The sequence below is a fragment of the Maribacter vaceletii genome (genome assembly GCF_003634105.1).
GTDB classification, from domain to species: domain Bacteria; phylum Bacteroidota; class Bacteroidia; order Flavobacteriales; family Flavobacteriaceae; genus Maribacter_B; species Maribacter_B vaceletii.
This window is the reverse complement of sequence record NZ_RBIQ01000008.1, coordinates 464,149-486,617: the sequence shown is the minus strand read 5'-3', so window position 1 is coordinate 486,617 and position 22,469 is coordinate 464,149. Positions and strand designations below refer to the sequence as shown.

25 protein-coding genes and 1 tRNA gene are annotated in these 22,469 nt (G+C 32.3%); 12 read left to right on the top strand and 14 right to left on the bottom strand.

From position 1 onward, the window contains the following. Positions 1–21: 21 nt before the first annotated feature. From CLV91_RS09725 to CLV91_RS09705, 6 genes are all read left to right on the top strand, one after another. Positions 22–453: a hypothetical protein gene (locus CLV91_RS09725; protein WP_245987169.1), complete on the top strand. Its 432-nt coding sequence runs from the start codon at positions 22–24 to the stop codon at positions 451–453. Between the two features lies 1 nt (position 454). Beyond that, positions 455–796, top strand: a complete 342-nt coding sequence (locus CLV91_RS09720; RefSeq protein ID WP_121067107.1) for a DUF3817 domain-containing protein — start codon at positions 455–457, stop codon at positions 794–796. Next, complete coding sequence (locus CLV91_RS09715) at positions 793–1,020, top strand: hypothetical protein (RefSeq protein WP_121067104.1); 228 nt, start codon at positions 793–795, stop codon at positions 1,018–1,020. Before CLV91_RS09720 ends, CLV91_RS09715 begins: the two co-directional genes overlap by 4 nt. A 30-nt stretch (positions 1,021–1,050) precedes the next feature. Next, a complete protein-coding gene (locus tag CLV91_RS09710; protein WP_121067101.1) occupies positions 1,051–1,521 on the top strand; it encodes a DinB family protein in 471 nt (156 codons plus the stop codon). Between the two features lie 19 nt (positions 1,522–1,540). After that, a complete protein-coding gene (locus tag CLV91_RS17025; protein ID WP_262697341.1) occupies positions 1,541–1,669 on the top strand; it encodes a hypothetical protein in 129 nt (42 codons plus the stop codon). Positions 1,670–2,193: 524 nt separating this feature from the next. Beyond that, positions 2,194–3,279 (top strand): Fic family protein, encoded by a 1,086-nt coding sequence (locus tag CLV91_RS09705; protein ID WP_121067096.1) that lies wholly within the window; start codon positions 2,194–2,196, stop codon positions 3,277–3,279. A gap of 416 nt (positions 3,280–3,695) precedes the next feature. On the opposite strand, the gene CLV91_RS09700 is transcribed toward CLV91_RS09705, so the two are convergent. Then, positions 3,696–3,780, bottom strand: a tRNA-Ser gene (locus tag CLV91_RS09700). A gap of 191 nt (positions 3,781–3,971) precedes the next feature. On the opposite strand from CLV91_RS09700, the gene CLV91_RS09695 reads away from it, so the two are divergent. Further along, positions 3,972–5,534 (top strand): protein adenylyltransferase SelO, encoded by a 1,563-nt coding sequence (locus tag CLV91_RS09695; protein ID WP_121067874.1) that lies wholly within the window; start codon positions 3,972–3,974, stop codon positions 5,532–5,534. A gap of 14 nt (positions 5,535–5,548) precedes the next feature. Here the strand turns inward: CLV91_RS09695 and CLV91_RS09690 are convergent, their stop codons facing one another. Together CLV91_RS09690 and CLV91_RS09685 are read right to left on the bottom strand one after the other, a co-directional pair. Continuing rightward, positions 5,549–5,752 (bottom strand): hypothetical protein, encoded by a 204-nt coding sequence (locus tag CLV91_RS09690; protein WP_121067093.1) that lies wholly within the window; start codon positions 5,750–5,752, stop codon positions 5,549–5,551. Between the two features lie 117 nt (positions 5,753–5,869). Next, positions 5,870–6,331 (bottom strand): Lrp/AsnC family transcriptional regulator, encoded by a 462-nt coding sequence (locus CLV91_RS09685; RefSeq protein WP_121067872.1) that lies wholly within the window; start codon positions 6,329–6,331, stop codon positions 5,870–5,872. Positions 6,332–6,495: 164 nt separating this feature from the next. Between CLV91_RS09685 and CLV91_RS09680 the strand changes: the two genes are divergently transcribed. From CLV91_RS09680 to CLV91_RS09660, 5 genes are all read left to right on the top strand, one after another. Beyond that, complete coding sequence (locus CLV91_RS09680) at positions 6,496–7,455, top strand: NAD-dependent epimerase/dehydratase family protein (RefSeq protein WP_121067090.1); 960 nt, start codon at positions 6,496–6,498, stop codon at positions 7,453–7,455. Between the two features lie 6 nt (positions 7,456–7,461). Beyond that, positions 7,462–8,652, top strand: a complete 1,191-nt coding sequence (gene kbl, locus CLV91_RS09675) for a glycine C-acetyltransferase (RefSeq protein ID WP_121067087.1) — start codon at positions 7,462–7,464, stop codon at positions 8,650–8,652. Positions 8,653–8,761: 109 nt separating this feature from the next. After that, positions 8,762–9,517 carry a sulfite exporter TauE/SafE family protein gene (locus tag CLV91_RS09670; protein ID WP_121067084.1) on the top strand — a complete coding sequence of 252 codons (756 nt, stop codon included), beginning with the start codon at positions 8,762–8,764 and terminating at the stop codon, positions 9,515–9,517. 10 nt (positions 9,518–9,527) lie between these two features. Continuing rightward, complete coding sequence (locus tag CLV91_RS09665) at positions 9,528–10,163, top strand: NAD(P)H-dependent oxidoreductase (RefSeq protein WP_121067081.1); 636 nt, start codon at positions 9,528–9,530, stop codon at positions 10,161–10,163. A 141-nt stretch (positions 10,164–10,304) separates the two neighbouring features. Continuing rightward, a complete protein-coding gene (locus tag CLV91_RS09660; RefSeq protein WP_121067078.1) occupies positions 10,305–11,501 on the top strand; it encodes a DegT/DnrJ/EryC1/StrS family aminotransferase in 1,197 nt (398 codons plus the stop codon). A gap of 4 nt (positions 11,502–11,505) precedes the next feature. On the opposite strand, the gene ribB is transcribed toward CLV91_RS09660, so the two are convergent. The 11 genes from ribB to CLV91_RS09605 all read right to left on the bottom strand — a co-directional run bounded on the left by ribB (position 11,506) and on the right by CLV91_RS09605 (position 22,434). Then, positions 11,506–12,642, bottom strand: coding sequence for a 3,4-dihydroxy-2-butanone-4-phosphate synthase (gene ribB / locus CLV91_RS09655; protein WP_121067075.1), 1,137 nt, complete (start codon positions 12,640–12,642; stop codon positions 11,506–11,508). After that, a complete protein-coding gene (locus CLV91_RS09650) occupies positions 12,642–14,096 on the bottom strand; it encodes an LptF/LptG family permease (protein WP_245987168.1) in 1,455 nt (484 codons plus the stop codon). The genes ribB and CLV91_RS09650 overlap by 1 nt, the downstream gene beginning before the upstream one ends. 74 nt (positions 14,097–14,170) lie before the next feature. Next, complete coding sequence (locus tag CLV91_RS09645; RefSeq protein WP_121067069.1) at positions 14,171–14,815, bottom strand: LolA family protein; 645 nt, start codon at positions 14,813–14,815, stop codon at positions 14,171–14,173. Between the two features lie 6 nt (positions 14,816–14,821). Further along, complete coding sequence (locus CLV91_RS09640) at positions 14,822–17,218, bottom strand: FtsK/SpoIIIE family DNA translocase (RefSeq protein ID WP_121067066.1); 2,397 nt, start codon at positions 17,216–17,218, stop codon at positions 14,822–14,824. A 61-nt stretch (positions 17,219–17,279) separates the two neighbouring features. Next, complete coding sequence (locus CLV91_RS09635) at positions 17,280–17,645, bottom strand: diacylglycerol kinase (protein WP_121067063.1); 366 nt, start codon at positions 17,643–17,645, stop codon at positions 17,280–17,282. Next, a complete protein-coding gene (gene tpx / locus CLV91_RS09630) occupies positions 17,638–18,144 on the bottom strand; it encodes a thiol peroxidase (RefSeq protein ID WP_121067060.1) in 507 nt (168 codons plus the stop codon). Before tpx ends, CLV91_RS09635 begins: the two co-directional genes overlap by 8 nt. Before the next feature lie 121 nt (positions 18,145–18,265). Then, entirely contained in the window at positions 18,266–18,523 is a 258-nt protein-coding gene (locus tag CLV91_RS09625; RefSeq protein ID WP_121067058.1) for a DUF6952 family protein, read from the bottom strand. After that, complete coding sequence (locus CLV91_RS09620; RefSeq protein WP_121067055.1) at positions 18,504–18,818, bottom strand: thioredoxin family protein; 315 nt, start codon at positions 18,816–18,818, stop codon at positions 18,504–18,506. The genes CLV91_RS09625 and CLV91_RS09620 overlap by 20 nt, the downstream gene beginning before the upstream one ends. A 12-nt stretch (positions 18,819–18,830) precedes the next feature. Continuing rightward, entirely contained in the window at positions 18,831–19,475 is a 645-nt protein-coding gene (locus CLV91_RS09615; RefSeq protein WP_121067052.1) for a peroxiredoxin, read from the bottom strand. 195 nt (positions 19,476–19,670) lie between these two features. Further along, complete coding sequence (gene nhaC / locus CLV91_RS09610) at positions 19,671–21,140, bottom strand: Na+/H+ antiporter NhaC (protein WP_121067049.1); 1,470 nt, start codon at positions 21,138–21,140, stop codon at positions 19,671–19,673. Between the two features lie 73 nt (positions 21,141–21,213). Beyond that, complete coding sequence (locus tag CLV91_RS09605) at positions 21,214–22,434, bottom strand: aminotransferase class I/II-fold pyridoxal phosphate-dependent enzyme (protein ID WP_121067046.1); 1,221 nt, start codon at positions 22,432–22,434, stop codon at positions 21,214–21,216. Positions 22,435–22,469: the final 35 nt, after the last annotated feature.

Genomic DNA, 22,469 nt, shown 5'->3' with positions numbered 1-22,469 from the left:
ATTTTATTTTTACACGCAATAATGAAATGGATAGTACTTATAGTAGTTGTTATTGCTATTATAAATGCATTTAAAGGATATTATAAAAATTCCACTTTTTCTAAAATAAATAATAGTCAAAGGCATTGGACAGCTACAATTGTTCATATTCAATTAATGCTAGGTGTGTCATTATATGTGCAAAGTCCAATTATTAAATACTTCTGGAATAATTTTAATCAAGCCTCAAAAAATTTTGATAATTTATTTTTTGGCTTGCTACATATATTTTTAATGCTTGTTGCCATAGCTGTAATTACAATTGGCTCGGCAAAAGCCAAAAGAAAACAAGAAGATAGGGATAAATATAAGACAATAATGGTATGGTTTACTATAGGTTTAATACTAATTCTTATAGCTATACCCTGGCCATTTTCGCCTTTAGCAAGTAGACCATATTTAAGAATATTTTAATATGAAATATTTTATAAATTCAAACATAGGTAGATTAAGGATTTTAGCTTTTTTAGAAGGAGTTTCACTTCTAATTTTAATATGTATAGCAGTGCCAATAAAATATATATATTTAAATCCTATTCCTGTAAAATGGGTTGGTCAAATCCATGGTGTATTATTTATACTCTTTGTGTTTAATGCACTTAAAGTTGGTATAGAGCAAAACTGGTCTTTTAAAAATACAACTTGGAAGGTAGTTGTAGCTTGTTTTGTGCCATTTGGTACTTTTTATATAGACAATAAAATTCTTTCAAAGGCACATAAATTAAAGATAAATCATACATCAAAAAAAATAAAATGATTTTAGTATTTAAAACCACTGTTAAAAACCTTAATAATATAAAACAGTTAAAAGGTAACTTAGATAAAATTTGCGAAGGGCGTAATTGGAGTTTTGATTTAGAGGATGTCGATAAGGTACTTCGTGTTGAAAGTACGAAAGATTTTTCTAAAGAACTTGTACATCTGTTAAATGATAATGGGTTTAAATGTGAAGATTTAGACCCTTCAGTACACTTGCATTAAGCTGTTATTTAAATAAAAAATATACCATACATGAACTCAATTGAAGTCATTTTATTAAACTTTTCTGAAATTAGAAGAAGAAGCATTAATTTGTGGAGCGGAATTCCGCTTCAAAATTTAAATTGGAGACCAGATAAAAGAGCATTTTCTATAATTGAAATGATTAGACATGTTTTAGAAGGAGAGCATCTTTTTCATAAAATAATACAAAATCAGGGGAATATAGGTAATTATAAATCACCTTGGGAGGATCTAGCATATTTGGATTTAAAAACGGAGTTAGATTTTTCTAAAAGATATAGAATAGAATTTTTAAATATGATAAAAGAATTAAATGAAGCAGATTTAAAAACTATTAGAATAGAAAGAAAAGAAGTTGGGCAGAGTAAAAATCTTGGAGATTATCTAAACAGGATAGCGTATCATGAATCCGTACATACAGGACAAATGCTACATTATTTAAGAGAAGCTAATATAAAAAGGCCAATTATATGGGATTAAATAATTTACTAGCACGTAATTGAAGCGTATTATTAAGTTAGAAGGAATGTTAGATAATCTAATTTTTTACAAAGGACAAGACGGTTATTTAGTGAAAGCTAAAAGCAGTGTTTCTAAAGAGCGTATTCAAAATGCCCCTGCGTTTTAAAGTACTCGTGAAAAAGGTTCAGAATTTGGAAATTCTGCATCATCTGGGAAGTTATTGAGAACATCAGTTAGAAACTTAATGATTAGAGTAAAAGATAATCGAGTTTCAAGTCGTGCTACTAAAAAAATAATACAAATTAATAACTTTGATACAAGTTTTATATGAGGTCAAAGAAATGTGGCTACAGGTTTAGCATTATCCGCTTAAAAATAACGTTTATACATCGTAGAAGTAGTATAGTTTCATTCTAATCTTTGAAGCTGATAAGCATATTATTGATTTGTATTTAAAAGGTGATATTTATAATTCATATTGGTATTATCGAAAACATATGGCAATTGAGTTAGGTGAAATTGGGTTTGGTACAGATTACAACCTTTATGATTTTCAAATTAAAAAACAACTTGGATTAAAAGGTTAGTTTTAACGAGAGTAATAGTTACACCTATTATATAAACAAAGGTAAATTTTTAGTATATTTACCCTCGTTAAGATAACACAAGTAAAATTTATCCTTGTTTAAAATGGCAAAATTTAATAGAAATACACCTTATAATAGCCTACCGTTATTACCACCAAAAACAACTTTAGAAACTACTAAAGTTTTACGCAAGACAATTGATGCCAGTAGAGCGTTAGCACAACTTAATGGTATGCTTACCAATTTACCAAACCCAACATTGTTTTTAGATACCATTCATTTACAAGAGGCTAAAGCAAGTTCTGAAATAGAAAATATAATAACTACTAATGACGATTTATATAAATCTTTAGTAGCAGATAAAAAATTTGATAACCCAGCAACAAAAGAAGTTATAAGCTACAAAGAAGCACTTTGGAATGGTTTGCAAGAAATTGAAACACGCCCTTTTATAAGTACAAATTTATGCATTGAAATTGTACAAAGCATTAAAAAAAATACCGCAGGTATTAGAACAACGCCAGGAACTGCTTTAAAAAATGCTAATGACGAAACCATATATACACCACCAACAGGTGAAGCCGTAATAAGGGAAAAGATGGCTAACCTTGAAACCTTTATAAATGGTGAAGATGCTGTAGACCCATTAATTAAAATGGCATTAATGCACTATCAATTTGAAGCCATACACCCTTTTAGTGATGGTAATGGTAGAACAGGACGTATTTTGTTGTTACTCTACTTAAAACTTGAAAAATTGTTAGATACACCAGCTATTTATTTAAGCGAATATATTATTAAAAATAAGGCTGACTATTATACTAAATTACGTGAGGTAACCGAAAATAACGATTGGGAAGGTTGGATACTCTATATGCTTGAAATGGTAGAATATACTGCAAACAAAGGATTGCAACGTTTAAAAGATGTTACCGATTTAATGGAACAAATGACCAAAGAAATTAGAGAGACTTTACCTAAAGTGTATACTAAAGAATTGGTTGAAATACTATTTAGATTACCATATACAAAAAGGCAATTTTTAATTAATGCCAAATTAGGTACACCAAAAACCGTTGGTAATTATTTAATGGAATTGGAAAAAGCTGGTTTTTTAATTTCTGAAAGGGTTGGTAAAGAAAAACTATACCTCAACCATAGATTAATGGCTGTGTTAGAGGCATCCTAATTTACTTGGTTAACGAAATGAAACATTAACCAACTAATCTCAATCGTGTAACTAAATGATGATATTGATGTTCAATGTGACCTATAAAAAAACAATAAATACTACACATTAAACAAACAAAAACTTGAGGTAAGGAATACTTGGATTTAACGATGATTTCTTGAGTTGAATTAGTTAATCAATAAAAAATACATATTAAATCTTTTCAATTGTTCAATGATTTTTACTCGGCTCTTTCTGCTTTAAACTTAGAATTTGGTGAATCAAGAACTATTCTCGTAAAGGCAATTTTAAAATCATTAAAAGTATCGATAAATATTAAGTGTTTTTTGTTTATTAAAAAGCATCTTATGGCAACGAAATTGGCAATAATAAAAATAAAACCCCGTAATCATTATAATTACGGGGTTTTTCTGCGGAGAAAGAGGGATTCGAACCCCCGGAGGTGTGACCCTCAACAGTTTTCAAGACTGCCGCATTCGACCACTCTGCCATTTCTCCTGAGTGCCTCATCAGCTATTTACTGAATGCGGGTGCAAATATAGAAAGCTTTTTTATTTTAATAAAGACTTTTCCTCTTTTTTATAGATATTTTTTTACTAAACCTAAGCTTTATCCTTTTGTAAGCTTATTAATCAATGGTTTAACAGTAGTTTATGTACTTAAAAAAATACTTCCTTACCTTTGTTTTTATGAAATTAAACCTAAAAAATACCTTTTCTAAGGAGCTTCCTGCAGACCCAATTACAGAAAATACTAGGAGGCAAGTTCCTCAGGCTTGTTTTTCTTATGTAATTCCTAAGAAAACTGCAAAACCAATGCTTTTGCATGTAGCTAGTTCCATGGCACAAGCATTAGGTATTTCGGAACAAGAGGCGTTAAGTAAAGATTTTCTAGAGATTTTTAGTGGTAATACCATACTTCCAAACGCCAAACCCTACGCCATGTGTTATGGTGGACACCAATTTGGGAATTGGGCAGGGCAGTTAGGAGACGGTAGAGCTATTAATTTAGGCGAAATAGAACATGCAAATAAACGTTGGGCAGTACAACTAAAAGGAGCAGGGGAAACCCCGTATTCTAGAACTGCAGATGGTTTGGCAGTATTGCGTTCTTCTATTAGAGAGTATTTGTGTAGTGAGGCTATGTATTATTTAGGAGTACCAACTACAAGAGCTTTGTCTTTAATGCTTACTGGAGATAAAGTACTTAGAGATGTTTTGTATAATGGCAATGCGGCTTATGAAAAAGGAGCGGTGGTTACAAGGGTAGCGCCAAGTTTTATACGTTTTGGAAATTTTGAAATTTTTTCTTCTAGGAATGATGCAAATACGCTTAAGAAATTAACAGATTATACCATAAAGTATTTTTATCCGCATTTAGGGGAGCCTTCTAAAGAGGCTTATGTTGCTTTTTTTAAAGAAGTAGCAGATAAAAGCCTAGAAATGGTGTTGCATTGGCAAAGAGTTGGTTTTGTTCATGGCGTTATGAATACCGATAATATGAGTATTTTGGGACTTACTATAGATTATGGACCTTATGGTTGGTTAGAAGGCTATGATTTAGGGTGGACACCCAATACCACGGATCGCCAGAATAAACGATATCGTTATGGAAATCAGCCACAAGTGGTGCAATGGAACCTTTACCAATTAGCAAATGCACTATACCCTTTAATTGGCGAGGCGGATGGCCTGGAAGAAATACTACATAATTTTAGTGCTACATACGATTCTAAAGAACAAAAAATGTTAGCTTCTAAAATAGGGGTATTTACCAATAAAAAAGGCGATGCAAAATTACTACACAGCTTGCAAGAACTTTTACAAGCTATAGAGACCGATATGACCATCTTTTATAGAGAATTGGCAGCGTTTAATACAGTAGCACCATTAAAAGGTTTAGAGGTGGTAAAAGAAGCTTTTTATAGCTTAGAAGAATTCACAGAGGAACTAAAAGAAAAATGGAATTTGTGGTTTACAGCTTATGCAGAAAGATTAGAGAAAGAAACCTTGCCTGCCAATGAGCGTATAGAAAAAATGCAAAAAATAAACCCAAAATATGTGTTGCGTAACTATATGGCACAACTTGCAATAGATGCTTCAGATAAAGGAGATTATAGTATTCTTAATGAATTGTTTATTATGCTCATGAAACCTTATGATGAACAACCAGAATTTAGTAAGTGGTATGCAAAGCGTCCAGAATGGGCAAGAAATAAAGTGGGTTGTTCTATGCTCTCTTGTAGTTCGTAAAAGGTAGAAAAGTATTAGTCAATAAATGTATTTACAGAAGTAACAAGATTGCACTTTTCTCGTAAATATTTCTGGAAATTAAAAGCAGTTTCATTGTCCTCAAAAACCATAGCTTGGTGTATGCTTGGGCTAAGTTCTAGGTGTCCTAATAAGTATTCTACAAAATACGTATTGTCATCCGTTAGTAAAACATAATGGCCGGGTTCTTTGGTAGGCATAAAGTATTTAAATTTCTAGAATCTTATTATGTACCTATAAAGTACAAAAAACAGCGTAATATACTGCTTTAATCTACTTTTTTATAGGTATTTATATTTTTTTTGATGTATTGAAGATTAAAGAGGGTATTCTGTAGTTGCGGTTATTTCTTTTAGAACAAAATAGCTTTCTAAAACTCCAATATTTGCAATTTTAGACAGTTTAGTTCTAACAAATTCATGATAAGCAGGAAGGCTTTTAATATTTATTTTCAAGAAAAAATCGACCTTACCCGCCATGTGATAGCATTCTTGCACTTCTTTAAGACCTTTAATTTGTTCTTCAAACTTTTCTATGAAGCCTTCATTGTGGTATCGTTGCGATACTAAGCAAATGGCGGTAACCGGTATATTTAATTTGCTTTGGTCTAATAAAGCAACGTATTTTTTTATTATACCTCTTTTTTCAAGTTTTCTAATTCGCTCATAAATGGGAGAAGCAGTAAGGTTTAGCTCTTGTGCAATTTCTTTAGTTGTTTTTTTAGCGTCTTTCTGTAGAATTTGTAAAATCTTAAGGTCGGTTTCGTCTATTTGCTCCATCACAGTTATTTTTAGTTGTAAAAGATTAAAAAACATGTTTAAAAAGTAAATAGTATGTATTTTAATCAATTGTAAAGATAAATTTACTTAATTTTTAATTATATGCAGTGTATTTATTTGAATAAGTAGCCAAATAATTAATTTTGTCCTATAAATATTATTTATTGAAAAAGGATAAAATATTAGTTACTGGAGCAGGCGGACAGTTAGGTACGGTCTTAGTAAAGGCATTACAAAAGCATAAAGGGAGGGCTAGTGTAATTGCTACAGATTTGTATGTAAAACCAGAAAAAGAAAGGGTATTACTTTCTTTAGATGCTACAAATGCAACTGCAGTAGAGAAAATAATAGAAGAATATTCTATTACACAAATTTACCATTTAGCAGCAATTTTATCTGCAAAAGGAGAGGAGCAACCCTTACAAACTTGGGATATAAATCTAAAATCACTCTTTACTATATTCGAAGCAGCACGGAAATACAAAGTAAATAAGGTGTTTTTTCCAAGTTCTATTGCTGTTTTTGGGGCATCTGCTCCAAAACTTAATACACCTCAAGACTCTTGTTTAGACCCAACAACCGTTTATGGAATTAGTAAAGTTGCAGGAGAGCAATGGGCAAATTACTATTATACAAAATATGGTTTAGATGTTAGGTCTTTACGCTATCCTGGAATTATAGGGCACCAATCCTTACCAGGTGGCGGTACTACAGATTATGCAGTAGATATTTACCATAAAGCAGTACAAAGAGAGCCTTTTGAATGTTATTTAAAAAAGGATACCGCATTGCCAATGATTTTTATGGAAGATGCCGTTAGGGCAACTTTAGAACTAATGGAGGCCCCTAAAAACCAAATAAAAACAAGGACTTCTTACAATTTAAATGCATTGAGTTTTACCCCAGAACAGGTAGCAAAGTCTATCCAAAAATGGTATCCAAACTTTAAAATAACCTATAAAGAAGATTATAGAGAGTCAATTGCACAAAGTTGGCCATCTTCTATTCTAGATACACAAGCACAAGAAGATTGGCATTGGGAGCCACATTATAGGCTAGATGATATTAGTAATGAGATGCTAACGGAATTAAAGAAAAAATACGATTTACAGTCACAATTATAGAATATTATGTACGGAAAAGTTAAGGATCAACTTAAAACGGAGCTACAAGAAATAGAAAACTCTGGTTTATATAAAAAAGAACGAGTAATAACAACCAAGCAAGGAGCAGAAATTAAAACTACTTTGGGAGAGCCTGTTTTAAATTTTTGCGCTAACAATTACTTGGGGTTATCCTCACACCCAGATGTTATAGAAGCAGGTGTAGAGGCTATGCGTTCTCATGGTTTTGGGTTGTCATCGGTACGTTTTATTTGTGGTACACAAGATATTCATAAGGAGTTAGAGAAAAAGACGGCTGAATTTTTAGGAATGGAAGATTGTATACTCTATGCAGCTGCTTTTGATGCTAATGGCGGTGTTTTTGAACCTTTATTAACGGCAGAAGATGCAGTAATTTCAGATGAACTAAACCATGCTAGTATAATAGATGGTATACGATTGTGTAAAGCTACTCGTCATAGATACAAGAATAATGATATGGCTTCATTAGAGGAGCAATTAAAAGCAGCATCTGGAGCAAGAAGAAGGTTAATTGTTACTGATGGTGTTTTTTCTATGGATGGGATAATTGCAAAACTCGATGAAATTTGTGACCTAGCTGACAAGTACGATGCTATAGTTATGGTAGATGAATGCCACGCCACAGGATTCATTGGGGAAACAGGAAGAGGAACCCATGAATACAAAAAAGTAATGGGTAGAATAGATATTATTACAGGAACCTATGGCAAAGCACTTGGTGGTGCCTCTGGTGGGTTTACTGCAGCAAGAAAAGAGATTGTAGATATTCTTAGACAAAAATCTAGACCTTACTTATTTTCTAATACACTGGCTCCTGCTATTGCTGGAGCATCTATTAAAGTATTAGATAAGATAAATGAGGATAATAATTTGATTAATAAATCTCAAGAAAATACTAAAAGATTTAGAAGTGGGATAGAAAAAGCTGGTTTTACCATTACACCGGGTGTGCATCCTATTGTTCCCATTATGCTTATGGATGCTAAGTTGGCGCAAGAATTTGCATCAAAATTACTGGGAGAAGGTATTTACGTTATTGCTTTTTTCTATCCTGTTGTACCAAAAGGGAAAGCACGTATTCGTGTGCAAATTTCTGCTTCGCATACCAAAGAACAAATAGATAAAGCTATTACAGCATTTACGAAAATAGGAAAAGAGCTAGGTGTAGTTGGCTAATTATGCACACTAGTTTTGCAAGCCGCAATTTTTTAATTGCGGTTTTTTTATGTCTTTTAAAGTAAATTGTTTCGTAGGAGAACGTAAAATATAGCTTTATTTTTGTGTCATGGAAGAATGGTATTATTACCCTTTATTAATAATAGTTGGTTTTGTAGTGGGGTTTATAAATACCTTGGCGGGTGGTGGGTCTTTACTTTCTTTACCGGTATTAATATTTTTAGGGCTGCCTTCTAATGTAGCTAATGGTACAAACCGTGTTGCTATTGTAATTCAGACCGCAATAGCTACTGCTGGCTTTAAAAGTAAAGGGGTTTCTACATTTCCTTTTAACGTTTACTTGGGACTGGCTGCATTTTTAGGCTCTATTATAGGGGCAAATTTAGCGGTAGACATAAAAGGGGAGACTTTTAATAAAATTCTTTCTATGGTAATGATGGTGGTGGTATTTATTATACTGTTTAAACCAAAAATTAAAATTACCGATTTAGAAGAAAGAGTAACTGGAAAGTATTTGTGGATAGGGTTAATAGTGTTTTTCTTTTTTGGTATTTACGGAGGATTTATAAATGCTGGTTTAGGGTTTATTATGATTTTGTTTTTACACTACGTAAATCGTATGAATTTGGTAAGAGCAAATGTTACAAAAGTAATGGTGGTTTTTGTATATATGCTTTCTGCTCTAGCAGTTTTTGTATTAAATGACAAGGTAAATTGGAAAATAGGCTTAATTTTAGCAATCGGAAATGGTTCTGGTGCTTGGTTTGCAAGTAGAATTGCGGTTACCAAAGGAGACGGACTTATAAAAACATTCTTAATAGTAATGGTCGTAATAATGTCCATTAAATTATGGTTTTTTAATTAAATAAATTAAGGTGAGTAATATAATAGATAGTTTAGAATGGCGCTATGCGGTTAAGAAGTTTAATACTTCTAAAAGTATAAGTAATGAAAATATAGAAAAGCTAAAACATGCTTTTAACCTTACTGCTACTTCTTACGGTTTGCAGCCTATAAAAATGGTAGTAGTAGCAAATAAAGAAATACAGAAAAATTTAGTATCATACTCTTTTAATCAGCAACAAGTGGGGCAAGCTTCCCATGTTTTTGTGCTTTGTGTTGAAAAAAGTAAAATGAAAAAAGCGGTTATTTCTTATTTTAATAAAGTACAGGATGTTCGTGGTACTAGTGATGAAATTATAGCACCATATAAAAAAATGATGCTTACTTCTTTTGAAAATAAAACTGAAGAGGAAATTTTTATTTGGTCCAAACACCAAGCATATATAGCTTTAGGTAATTTAATGACGGTTTGTGCTATGGAAAAAATTGATTCTTGCCCTATGGAAGGTTTTATTCCGCAAGGGTATAAAGATGTTTTGGGGTTAGAAGCATTAAATTTAGAACCAGTATTAGTACTGCCTATAGGAATAAGAGCAGAAGACGATATGTTTGCAGATTTTAAAAAAGTGCGTAAAGAAGTTTCAGAAAGTGTCATTGATATTAAGTAGTTTGTCTAAAGTCTCAATGTCAAAAGAATTTAACGTTTAGATTTTTAGTTTGAAATGATTTTAAATTTTTAACAACCAACAACCAACAACCAACAACCAACAACCAACAACCAACAACCAACAACCAACAACGAATATAGTATGCCAGGATTTGAATTATTTGGAGAGGAAGAAAAAAAACAAGTTAATGATGTTTTAGAAACTGGGGTTTTAATGCGCTATGGTTTTGATGGTATGCGTAACGGACAATGGAAAGCAAAAGAGTTTGAGAGCGCTTTGTCTAAAAGAATGCATACTAAATATACACAGCTAGTAAGTAGCGGTACTGCAGCTCTTACAGTTGCTTTAGCAAGTGCTGGAATTGGAACAGGAGATGAAGTAATTATGCCAACATTTACTTTTGTGGCAAGTTTTGAATCAATATTAGCATTAGGAGCGGTACCTATTTTGGTAGATGTTGACGCAACATTGACATTAAACCCTGCTGCTGTTGAAAAAGCAATAACGCCAAGAACTAAAGTTGTTATGCCAGTACATATGTGTGGTTCTATGGCAAATTTAAAAGCGTTAAAAACTATTTGTGATACACATAATTTACTATTGCTAGAAGACGCTTGCCAGGCAATTGGCGGAAGTTTTGAAGGGAAGCCACTGGGTAGTTATGGAGATTTAGGTTGTTTCTCTTTTGATTTTGTGAAGACGATTACAAGTGGGGAAGGTGGAGCTGTGGTCACAAATAATGAAAAGTACTATACTAATGCGGATCATTACTCGGACCATGGGCATGATCATGTTGGTAAGGATAGAGGAGCAGAGGAGCACCCTTTTTTAGGATATAATTATAGAATATCCGAACTGCATGCAGCAGTTGGTATAGCGCAATTAGAGCGTTTAGATTCGTTTTTAGAAAGACAAAAGCAATATTATACTATATTTAGAGAAGCATTAGCTACCATACCCGAAATAGTTTTTAGAGAAGTGCCAGAAGGCGGAGTAGAAAACTATTCTTTCTTAAGTTTCTTTTTGCCAACACAAGAACTAGCAGAAAATGCTCATAAGGCTTTAGGAACTGAAGGTGTAGATGCTTGTTTTTATTGGTTTCATAATAATTGGCACTATTATAGAAAATGGGAGCATTTAACCAACCAAACCTCTTTAGGAAAATTGCCAAAAGAGGTGCAAGAGCAGCTACCTGATTATACCAAATCTGATTTTTCTTTATCAGATAAGTGGGTAGGCAGAAATATTTCTTGCTTAATTAAACTTTCTTGGACAACTGAAGAAGTAAAGGAAAGAGCGCAAAAAATGGTAAAAGCCTTAAATAGGGTTTTAGAATAAGGGTTTAGTAACTTACGTATTCTACTATTTCTAATCCGTAACCTATTATACCAACTCTTTTTGTTGCGGCACTGTTGGTTAATAAGCGTAATTTAGAAATATCTAAGTTGTGTAAAATTTGAGCACCAATTCCAAAATCTCTAGAATCCATTTCAATAAGAGGAGCTTTATAAACCCCTTGTTTTTGTAGCTCTTTTAAATCTACCAAACGAGATAATAGATTCACGGATTCTAAATCCTGATTTATAAAGATTATTGCACCTTTTTCTTCTTTATTAATGGCATTAAACATTAATTCTAACTTCTTATTAGGATTACTTGTAAGTGTTCCAAGAATATCATTATTTACTAAGTTAGAGTGTATTCTAGTAAGTACTTTCTCGTCCTTAGACCAATTTCCTTTGGTTAGAGCAATATGCACATTGTTATTGGTTGTTTGTCTGTAAGCACGTAATCTAAAATCACCAAAACGAGTAGTAATGGTAAAATCGTTCTCTTTATTTATTAAACTATCGTGCTCCATGCGGTAAGCAACTAAGTCCTCTATAGTAACAATTTTTAAATCGAATTTTTTAGCAACATCCATTAATTGCGGAAGCCTTGCCATAGAACCATCTTCGTTCATTATTTCTACAATAATTCCTGCAGGTTTTAGACCCGCAAGTCTTGCAAAATCTATAGCAGCTTCTGTATGTCCTGTTCTTCTTAAAACACCACCTTCTTTAGCTACTAATGGGAAAATATGTCCTGGTCTAGCTAGGTCATGTGGTTTTGTTTCTTTTTTAGTTAATGCAATAACTGTTTTAGAGCGGTCGCCAGCAGAAATACCTGTAGTAACTCCTTCTCCACGTAAATCTACCGAAACAGTAAAAGCAGTTTCCATAGGGTCTGTATTGTTAGAGACCATCATGTGTAACCCAAGTTCAGAACAACGTCCTTCTGTTAATGGTGCACAAATTAAACCTCTACCATGCGATGCCATAAAATTTACGGTCTCTGGTGTGGCTAATTCTGCAGCTGCTAAAAAATCACCTTCATTCTCACGGTTTTCATCATCCACGACAATAATAACCTTTCCTTTTCTAATATCTTCAATAGCTTCTTCTATTGTGTTTAGCTGTATGTTGTTTTCCTTTGTCATTATTCAGAAACTAATTTTTTGTCTTTTTTTGGAATTAAACTTTTAAAGAAATCTATAATAATACCGCCTATATTTAGCATGCCTTTATCCGCTGTAGCTCTTCTTGTTAAAAATACACCTAAAGGAAGCATTATTAAAGTAGATAACCAAGCGCCTAATATTGGGTGAATATTACCTTCTTTAGCGTAGTTACCAGCAAAAACACCTATAAAGTAATATACTAGAAATAATACTATTGCAATTACCATAGGCAATCCTAAACCTCCTTTTCGTATTATAGCTCCTAGGGGTGCACCAACAAAGAAAAGTATAATACAAGAGAATGCTAATGCAAATTTTTTGTGTAGGGATAGTATATGAAGGTTGTATATTTTATAACGTTTTTCTAATTCTTGTTTTTTACCACTAATAGTATTTAAAATATTATTGGTGTTATTTTTTGCAGAAATTAGTATTTGTACTTGTTGTCTATCATTAAATAAATCTACAATATTAAAATCATCTGCAGTTATATCTATTTTTGTAATGGTAGAGGTGGTGTCTTTTATGTTATTTAAAAATTGTTCCTTTTCTATTTCATTAGGAGTTTTTGGTATTTCTTTTATCTTTTTTAACTTTACTTTTGAGAAAACCCCCATTCTATGAGAGATATTTTTAGAGAATGCTTTAACGATTCTAAAGTTATCTTTCTTTAAAGAGTCTATATCTTTGTTTAATCTAGAAACGTTTTTCATCTTATCGGTACTAACATCTCTATCGGCTTCTAAATCGTCATTATTTAATTCTGGTACCTCCATATTCATGGTATACGTATCAAAATTAGCTTTAGCAAAAGGGTATTTTAGTTTTTTATTATTCTTTTTGGCTTGTACATCTTCATAATAATGTCCATCGGTAAGTACTAGTTGTATTATTTCGGATTCTTTACTACTAATTAATTCTCCTTTTTTTGCTTTTATTACAGTACTGTTGATGTTTAATTTTGTTTTTTTATGAATAATTACATTTTTAAGAAACTTATCATTTTCTCCAGATTTTTCGTCTACCTTAATACTCATCCCTTCAAAATCACTAAATACTCCTTCGGCAATAATTGCGGCAGGTTTAACTTGAGCAATATTTTTTCTAAGATTATATATTTTTCTTTGGGATGCTGGTATTACACTATTGGCAAAAAAGAACGTTACAATGCCTAGAACACTTACAAAAACAATTAAACTAAGCATAGCTCTTTCTAACGAAATGCCAGAAGCTTTCATGGCAGCAAATTCATAATTTTCTGCAAAGGTTCCAAAGGTTAATATAGAAGAAAGTAATACGGTAAGCGGTAATACTTTTTCTGTTAAATCTGGCATTAAGTATAATAAGAATTTACCAATAATAACAATGTCTAATCCTTTACCAGCAAAATCGTCTATAAACAGCCAAATCGTTTGGAATATGAAGATAAACATCAATATTATAAACGAACTGACAAAATTGGATGTGAACCTGGATAGTATATATCGGTCTAGAATTCTCAATTGCTCTAATTTCTTATAATGTAGTACCCGTCATTCTTGTACTTACTTTCGTCAAAAGTAAATAAGGTTTTTGATAACGGCTGGTCTGTTTTAAAAGAATTAACAGTAATTGTGGTTTTAGTACTGTTTTTTCCAGTTTCTATAATCTTATAAATGTTTTTAGTACCTACATCTATCCCTATTAAAATAGATTGTATTTCTGTATTTGTTTCTATAGGAGTAACTTTTACGAATTGGATTTTACGGCCTTGCACATTTTGTAAAATATCCCAATCGTAGGTATGTCCTGTTTTGTAAAAAGTTAACATTTTAGATGGGGTAACCGTATTTTCATCTTCCGATTTATTTTCTATAGTTACTTCTTCATTTTCTGGAACAACCGTATAAACTTTAGAGCCATCAAAAAGTTGTTTAGCACCTAAATAGTTAAATAGGTACTTGTCTCCTTGTATGGTTACATTTCCTTTAGTTTCTTGGTTAATACCAGCTTCAGAATTGTGTAATGCTATTTTAAAGTCTACATAAATGTTTTTGTAGCTTTTTACATTAGTATATACTTGGTCTAAAAGAGTTTTTGCTTTTTGAGAGTTTTGTGCAATTGCAAAATTCGTTGCAAATAATACTAGGCATGCTATACATATCTTCTTCATTATAATCTACTTTTTTTCATTATTAAATATTTCTTCTAGTGCTATCATATCTGGCACATAAACTTGTCTTGCTTTACTACCTTCAAAAGGGCCAACAATACCAGCGGCTTCTAATTGGTCTATTATACGGCCGGCTCTATTGTATCCTAATTTTAATTTTCTTTGAATAAGAGAAGCAGAACCTTGCTGTGCAATTACAATTACTTCGGCAGCATCTCGGAACATGGCATCTCTTTCCGATATGTTATTATCAAGACTTGTGCCAGACTCTTCTCCGCTATATTCTGGCAATTCATGTGCTTCAGGATACGCTCTTTGTGAACCAATATATTCTGTTATTTTTTCTACTTCTGGGGTGTCTACAAATGCACATTGTATACGTGTTACATCATTACCTTGGGTATAAAGCATATCTCCACGCCCTATAAGTTGGTCGGCACCTGATGCATCTAGAATTGTTCTAGAATCTATTTTAGAGGTTACTCTAAATGCTATTCTTGCGGGGAAGTTAGCTTTTATAATCCCTGTAATAACGTTTACAGAAGGTCTTTGTGTTGCAATAATTAAATGAATACCAATTGCTCTTGCTAACTGTGCTAGTCTTGCTATTGGCGTTTCTACTTCTTTACCAGCGGTCATAATTAAATCTGCAAATTCATCTATAACTAAAACAATATATGGTAAAAATTTATGTCCGTCTTCTGGATTTAGTTTTCTAGATTTAAATTTATGATTATATTCTTTAAGATTACGAACCATTGCTTTTTTAAGTAGCTCGTATCTGTCATCCATTTCTATACAAAGTGAGTTTACCGTATTAATTACTTTTGCATTATCGGTAAGGATAGCTTCTGCGCTATCTGGAAGTTTTGCTAAGAAATGACGTTCTATTTTATTAAATAATGTAAGTTCTACTTTTTTAGGGTCTACTAAAACAAATTTAACCTCTGCTGGGTGTTTTTTGTAGAGTAGGGAGGTAAGTACGGCATTTAAACCAACAGATTTACCTTGACCAGTTGCGCCAGCCATTAGTAAGTGCGGCATTTTTGCTAAATCTACTACAAAGGTTTCATTACTAATAGTTTTACCAAAAGCAATAGGAAGCTCCATTTCTGCCTCTTGGAATTTTTTAGAAGCAATAACAGAACGCATAGAAACTATGGTAGAATTTTTATTGGGAACTTCAATACCAATAGTCCCTTTTCCAGGAATAGGGGCAATAATACGTATTCCTAATGCAGCTAAAGATAAGGCAATATCATCTTCTAGGTTTTTAATTTTAGAAATACGAACACCAGCTTCTGGAACAATTTCATATAAAGTAACTGTAGGTCCTATAGTTGCTTTAATTTGAGCAATGCCAATTTTGTAGTTTTTTAAAGTCTCTACAATCTTATTTTTATTTTCTTCTAATTCTTCTTGATTTATAGTAATGCTGCCTGTAGTACCATGCTTATCTAATAAATCTAAAATTGGGAATTTATAATTTCCTAGTTCAAGTGTAGGATCAAACTCGCCAAAATCTTCCACTAATTTTTTTGCAATGCTAGATGGCTCCTCATTCTCTTCTACTACCTTTTCTACTTCCATAGCAACCTCTGGAACCTCTGGTTTTATAACCTCTTTTTCTTCTTCTGGTACCGTTACTTCAAAATCATCCGATAATTTTATCTCTTTTTTGATAGAAGGAATTTCTTCTTTATGAGTATATGCATCTGGAATTACCGTATTTTTTTCTCCTTTATCTAAAGGAACAACCACTTCTTCTTTAGAAGATTTTGATGTGGAAGTTTTAAAGTCCGATTCTAAAGATTGTTTTTTATGCTTTATATAAGAAGCTATATTTTCTGGAGAAAATTTAAACAAACGAACCAAAATAAATATTAATCCAAACAATAGAAGTAATAAGACTCCTATTTTTCCGGCATAATCTTGAAGGAAATCGTTCATTTCATACCCTACTAAACCTCCTAGTAGTGGTTGTTTAATAGCAAAAAATCCTAAAGCAATAGATATCCAGATGATAAAAATAAATCCCCATATCCATTTTTTTAAAATCCCTTTTTTTTCTAATCCTAAAAAAAGGTATAAGCCAGTAATAGAAAGTAAAAAAGGAATAATTAAAGAAGCAATACCAAAGCCTTTATATATAAAAAAGTGACTAATATTTGCACCAAATTTATTAAGTAAGTTACTTGCTTTTTCATTTCTGTTTGCAAATTCAGACAGCATACTTTGGTCATCTTGCCATGTAAAGTAAAACGATATAAAAGAGAAGAATAGAGCTATACTAAAAAGAATAAAAATACTGCCTAACAAAATTTTATTTTGTTGGGATAGCTTAAATGTTGCCTTTTTCTTAGGAGTGCTTGCTGGCTTTGTTTTTTTTGCCTTTTTTGCCATGTAATCTTTTATTCTGAGGGCTAAATTACGAATTTACCTCTGAAGGTGTAAATTTTCTTTTTTAAAGAATTTTTGGTAAATAAATAATAAGACCAATAATGGTAGAAGCAATAGATACTAACATTACAGCACCTGCAGCAACATCTTTAATAAAACCAATTTTTTCATCGAATTCTGGATGAATAAAATCTGCTATTTTTTCTACAGCAGTATTAAGTCCTTCAATTCCCATTACAATACCAATTGCAAATATTTGCAAAATCCATTCTAAGTTAGAAATTTTAAAGTAAAACCCAGCAAAAGTCATTACTACAGCAATGAAAAGCTGGATTTTTATACTAGCTTCTGTTCTTATTAAAAGGAAGGCGCCTTTAAAAGCAAAGCCTACACTTTTAATTCTATTTACAAGAAAAGATTCTTTAGGCATTTATTAAGGCTTCTAAAGCTGCTTTGTAATTTGGTTCTTCTGTTGTTTCTGCAACTTGCTCGTTGTAAACTACACTTCCGTTTTTATCTATAACAACCACAGACCTAGAGTGTAGTGGTTGTAATGGACCGTCTGCAAAATCTACTTGGTATGCTTTTCCAAAATTACCATCTTTAAAATCCGAAAGAACTTCTACTTTATCTATTCCTTCAGCGCCACAAAACCTTGCTTGTGCAAAAGGTAAATCTTTAGAAATACATAATACTGCCGTATTTTCTAGTTCTGCTGCTTCTTGGTTAAATTGACGAACAGACTGTGCACAAGTGCCAGTATCTATACTTGGGAATATATTTAAAACTACTTTTTTTCCAGAATAATCAGATAATTGCGCGGTAGATAAATCGTTTTTAGTAAGTGAGAAATTTGGAGCTTTAGTGCCTGGTGTTGGTAAATTTCCTATAGTTGTTAATGCGTTTCCTTTTAGTGTTACAGATGCCATGATAGCGTTTTTATGGTTTAAGTTGTGAAATTAAAAAATAATACGTGGATATGTAACTTTTTTGCAAATAAAAAGTCCGTTACTCTAGAGTAACGGACTTTACTACTATAATAGGAATTGATTATGAGTCTATAGCACCCACAACACGTTGCATAAAATCATTTAATGCTTCCTTTTTTGGTTTACCTTCTCTTACAGCTTTACTTACTTCTAAGGCGCCATACATATTAGAGATTAGTTCGCCAATTACGTCTAATTCTTCATCTTTTAAAGAGGAAACCTCAGTAAGGTCTTCCAAAGTTTCTATAGTTTCTACTATATAATCTTCGTCATTAGCCTCAATAAAATTAGTAAGGTGTTTAATTACTGGTAACTTCATGTATCAGTTCTTTTAAAACATCATATTTATTGGTCTGCGTTTGGTTTTTAAATTTCCCATCTACAAAAGTTGCAAAAGTTGGTAAATTATCCACATTTGCTAATTTTCTAGACTCAGGAAATTTTTCTGCATCCGCCAAAATAAAAGTAACCTCTTCATTAAGAGAAGCTTCTTTTTTAAATTTTGGTTTCATTATTCTGCAGTTACCACACCAAGTAGCGGAATATTGTACCACTACATTATTATTTTCAGCAATTATTTCTGCTAAATTGTCTTTTTCTAATTCTAGTAACATGCTTGTATAATTTTAGTTTACATGAGCAGCTAAATACTCTGCAGTTCCTTTAGAGTTTGCTTGCATAGCATCTTTACCTTCTTCCCAGTTTGCAGGACAAACTTCTCCTTTTTCTTGAACATGCGTATAAGCATCTACTAAACGTAAAAACTCATTTACATTTCTACCAACAGGCATGTGGTTTATTCCTTCATGAAAAACAGTACCTTCTTCATCTATTAAATAGGTAGCTCTGTAGGTTACATTGTCACCATCTACAGTTACTACACCTGTTTCTTCATTGTATTGCTCATTAGTAACATCTAAAATGCCTAAAGTTGCAGCTAAGTTTCTGTTACTATCTGCTAATAGTGGGTAAGTAACACCTTCTATACCACCATTATCTTTAGCTGTGTTTAACCATGCAAAATGTACTTCTGCAGTGTCACAAGAAGCACCAATTACAACTGTGTTTCTTTTTTCGAATTCACCTAAAGCAGCTTGGAAGGCGTGTAATTCTGTAGGGCATACAAAAGTAAAATCTTTTGGGTACCAGAATAATAGTACTTTCTTCTTATTTTTTTGAGCTTCTTCTAATACATTTAACTTAAATGTATCGCCCATTTCGTTCATTGCGTTTACTTCTAAATTTGGGAATTTTTTTCCTACTATAGCCATTTTTTATTTTTTATGCTGTTAAATTTAAGTTGCAAATTTAGAGTTTAGCTTGCTAAAAAAAAGGTAGGAACTATTATAAATTCTAATTGAATAATAGTATTTATTAATGCTGTTTGTAACTTGTTAATTTTCAGTGGTTATGAAAATTTAAAATCGTAAATTTTAGTGGTTTTATTAATTTTGAATGCTAAATTTTTAGGCTTTAGAGGAAATAATTCTTCTAATTTTAATATTCAAGGCTGCAAAAAGTAATGTAGTAAAAGGACTAAGCCAATTAAAAATTGCATAAATAGCATAATCAAAAACACTAACTCCTAAAACTCCAGATTGGTATGCTCCACAAGTATTCCAGGGAATTAATACAGAGGTTACTGTACCAGAATCTTCTAGGGTTCTACTTAAATTTTCAGGAGCTAATCCTCTATCTTGATAGGCTTTTTTAAACATTTTTCCAGGAATAACAAGGGCTAAATATTGGTCACTTGCAATGGTATTTAAGCCTAGACAGCTTATTACAGTACTTGCAAAAAGGCCAAAAACACTTGTTGCTATAGATAGTAATGCTTTTGTTATCTTTGCTAAAGCACCAATGGCATCCATAATACCACCAAATACCATTGCAGAGCAAATAAGGTAAATAGTCCAAAGCATACCTTTCATGCCACCAGAGCTAAATAAGTCGTTTAATTTATCATTATCTGTTACAATTGCTGTGTCTGTGAAAATAGCATTAAAAACAGAAGTTAAATTAGAGTCTGAAAGATTTTCTAATATTTCTGTTTGAAAAAAGATAGCAAAACCACCAGCTAATGCCACACCAGTTCCTAGGGCTATTAATGGTTTAGTTTTTAAAAGTATTAGAGCAATTACAACTACAGGGACTATAAATAAATATAAATTTATATTAAATGTATTGTCTATAGTAGCAAGTAAACTACTAACATCTGTATTACCTGTTGTTGTAATGTTTAGGTTTAATAGTATGAAGACGATAAGGGTTATACTAATTGTAGGCACTGTAGTGTATGCCATATATTTTATATGGGTAAATAAATCGGTTCCTGCCATGGCGGGAGCTAAGTTGGTAGTGTCACTTAAAGGAGACATTTTATCTCCAAAATATGCACCAGAAATTACAGCACCTGCAATCATTCCTGAAGGTATTCCTAGGGCGGTTCCAATACCAACTAAGGCAATATCAACTGTTGCAGAGGTGGTCCAAGAGCTACCAGTGGCTATAGATATTATTGCAGAGATAATAACAGAGGCTGGTAAAAATATTTCTGGGCTTAAAACTTTTAGGCCATAATAAACCATTGCAGGGATAATACCACTCACAAGCCAAGTGCCAGCTAAAGCACCAACCAAAAAAAGAATCATTATTGGGATTAGTACGCTTTTTAGATTTTCTAAAATTTCGGCACCCATAGTACTTAATTTGGTTTTATTAAACAACCCCATAATTGCCGCAAAAAAACCACCAATTAAAAGAATAAATTGGTTAGAGTATTCTCCAAGCCATTCCCCATTAGCAAAGAAAATATTATATGCAAGCATACTCATTAAAAGAGCAACAGGTATTAATGCCTCCCAAATATTTAGTTCCTTGTTTTCTACAATATTTTCATTCTCAGGACCATTTGGGTTTAAGCTATTGTTATGCATGTAACTTTTTTTGATTTCCTTGTAATATTACGATTTTGAAAACAGTTCTACAAGCGGCAATTTGATAATTATTCTATGCTGTAACTGTATTTTTCTTTAAAATATTGAGTTGTAACATACAAGATTTCATCATTTCATAAGTTCTATGGATATCATTATCTAAGCCTATAGAAAAACGTATTAAACCATCTCCTAAGCCCATTTCTATTTGTTCTTCCATTGGTATTTCGGAAGATGTAGAAGTGCCAGGAGCGCTAAATAGTGTTTTGTAAAAGCCTAAACTTACTGCTAAATAGCCAAGTTTTTGGTCTTGTAACATTTCCATTAAGGCATTGGCATTCTCTAAGGAACCAACATCTAAAGTTAATAGACCACCAAAACCATATTTGGTATTCATTTGTTTTTTTAGGGTATTATGTCCAGTGTGCGATTCTAATCCAGGATATACCACTCTAAGTCCGTCTTTTTCAAATTTTTCTGCTAAATATTGTGCATTTTCACTGTGTTTTTGGATTCTAATATGCAATGTTCGCATATTTTTTAGGATAGAAGATGCTCTAAGGCTGTCTAGAGTACTTCCTAGTAACATACCAGCCCCACTATTTACATCTTTTAAGGCTAAACAAAAGTCTTTTGTGCCGCAAACTACACCAGCAACGCAGTCACTAGTTCCGTTTATGAATTTAGTTAAACTGTGTATTACTATATCGGCACCTAATTTAGCAGGGGCAATAGTAAGGGGGGAGAAGGTATTGTCTACTACTAATGGTATTCCGTGTTTTTTTGCCAATTTAGAAAGTGCTTCAATATCTGCTACTTCTAAAAGAGGGTTACTAACACTCTCGCAATAAATCATTTTTGTTTTAGGAGTAATAGCTTTTTCTACAGCATCTATATTTGTAATATCTAGAAAGGTAGTTCCTATTCTAAATTTCTTTAAAAAATTTTTCATAAAAGCGTAAGTACCACCATATATAGTTCTGCTACTTACAATATGGTCATCGGTATCACATAATTGTAAAATTACCGCTGTAATCGCCCCCATACCACTAGCAGTTACATTAGCAGTTTCGGTACCTTCAATGGCAGCAAGAGCCTCACCAAGGTATAAGTTAGACGGCGAGGAATGTCTACTATACAAATAACACCCCTCTGTGTTTCCTTCAAAAGTATCGAACATGGTTTTCGCAGAGATAAATGTGTAGGTGGATGAATCTGATATGGATGGATTTACTCCTCCATATTCTCCGAAATATTGTAAATCTTGTAAATTATTAGAAGCGTTATCTGACATAGTATTATTATTTTTATGTTATAAAAATATTATTA